The organism is Cyanobacteriota bacterium (assembly GCA_025054735.1).
Lineage (GTDB): Bacteria > Cyanobacteriota > Cyanobacteriia > SKYG9 > SKYG9 > SKYG9.
The window spans coordinates 1-1,509 of the sequence record JANWZG010000621.1 but is presented as its reverse complement, the minus strand read 5'-3'; the positions used below and the strand labels follow the sequence as shown (position 1 = coordinate 1,509).

The 1,509-nt window shown below is 50.8% G+C and carries 1 protein-coding gene; it reads left to right on the top strand.

The genetic code is table 11. The annotated features are described in order from the left end of the window. Positions 1-1,509 (top strand): adenylate/guanylate cyclase domain-containing protein (locus NZ772_18795; GenBank protein MCS6815606.1); only part of this gene is annotated, 1,509 nt, incomplete at both ends.

Sequence of the window (1,509 nt, the reverse complement as noted above, 5' to 3'; positions counted from 1 at the left end):
AACCCTAGGGATGTTGCTCTTGCTACGGTGGTTGGGCTGGTTACAACCCATGGAGTTAGCGGCTTACGATCAGTTTATTCGCTGGCGACCGGCTGAAGCCATGGATAGCCGGATTGTCATTGTAGGCATGGATGAGGAAGATATTCGTAAGTTAGGATGGCCTATCGCTGATGCTCAACTGGCAGAACTTATTGAGCGAATTCGGCAGCAAAACCCTAGGGCGATCGGCCTAGATATTTATCGAGACTTGCCTGTTAAGGCTGGTCAACAACGGCTTGAAACGATTTTTAAATCGACACCCAATCTAATTGGCATTGAACGTGTCATTGAAGATGGCACTAGCTCTAGGGTTGCACCTCCGCCCGTGTTGAAGTCCCTAGGTCAGACCTCATCCAACGACGTAGTTGTTGATCCCGATGGCAAACTGCGCCGTGCCCTGTTGTTTCCACAAACAGGTCAACTCAGTGACCAAAATCCAGAGGCTGTGATTCCAAGCTTGGGATTGTTTGTGGCACTACTGTACCTCGATTACGAGGGCATCTCCGCTGAGCCTAGCCGACCTGATGCACCCAACCTAACCATTCGAGGCGTGGAGTTTGCTCCCATTGAAAGTAATGAAGGTGGCTATCAAGATATTGAGGCGCGGGGCTATCAGATTATGCTGAATTTTCGCGGTGGAGCAGGTAGTTTTCAGACCCTCTCTGTGCGCGCTGTGTTGGCAGGCCAAGTGCCAAATCATGTCTTTCACGATCGCATCGTCTTGATTGGTGCAACAGCCGCCAGCCTAAATGATATTTTTTATACGCCTTACAACAGCCCTCAACAAACCGAACCTATGTCGGGTGTGGAAATTCAAGCCCATGTAGCCAGTCAAATTCTCAGTGCTGTGCTTCAAGGTCGGCAGTTAATCCGGAGTTGGCCAGAACTTGGAGAAGTGGTGTGGATAATAGCCTGGACTCTAGTGGGCACGATCACTAGTTGGATGTTGCGATCGCCACCTCGTGTTGGGCTAGTCACCCTCGTGATGAGCAGTAGCCTTATGGCTGGTTGCTACTGGATATTTCTCAGTGGCTTGTGGATCCCAGTAGTGCCTGCCTTGCTGGGTCTGGTTGTTTCATCGGTGATGATCACTGGCTATATCGCTGTAGCCGAGCAGGAAGAGCGGCAGTTGGTGATGAACTTATTTGGACGACACGTTAGCCCAACGGTAGCAGAGGCGATTTGGCGCGATCGGGAACAACTGCTGACCGCTGGACGACTCCCTGGCCGACGACTGACGGCAACCGTACTATTTACCGACATTCGAGACTTCAGTAGCATTGCTGAGCAAACTGACCCTGAAGTCCTAATGAACTGGCTCAACGAGTATATGGAGGCCATGGCTCAACTAGTGTTAGAGCATGGGGGTATAGTAGACAAGTTCATCGGCGATGCTGTCATGGCTGTATTTGGTGTACCTATACCCCATACCACACCGGAAGACATCGCCCAAGATGCCTGTAATGCTCT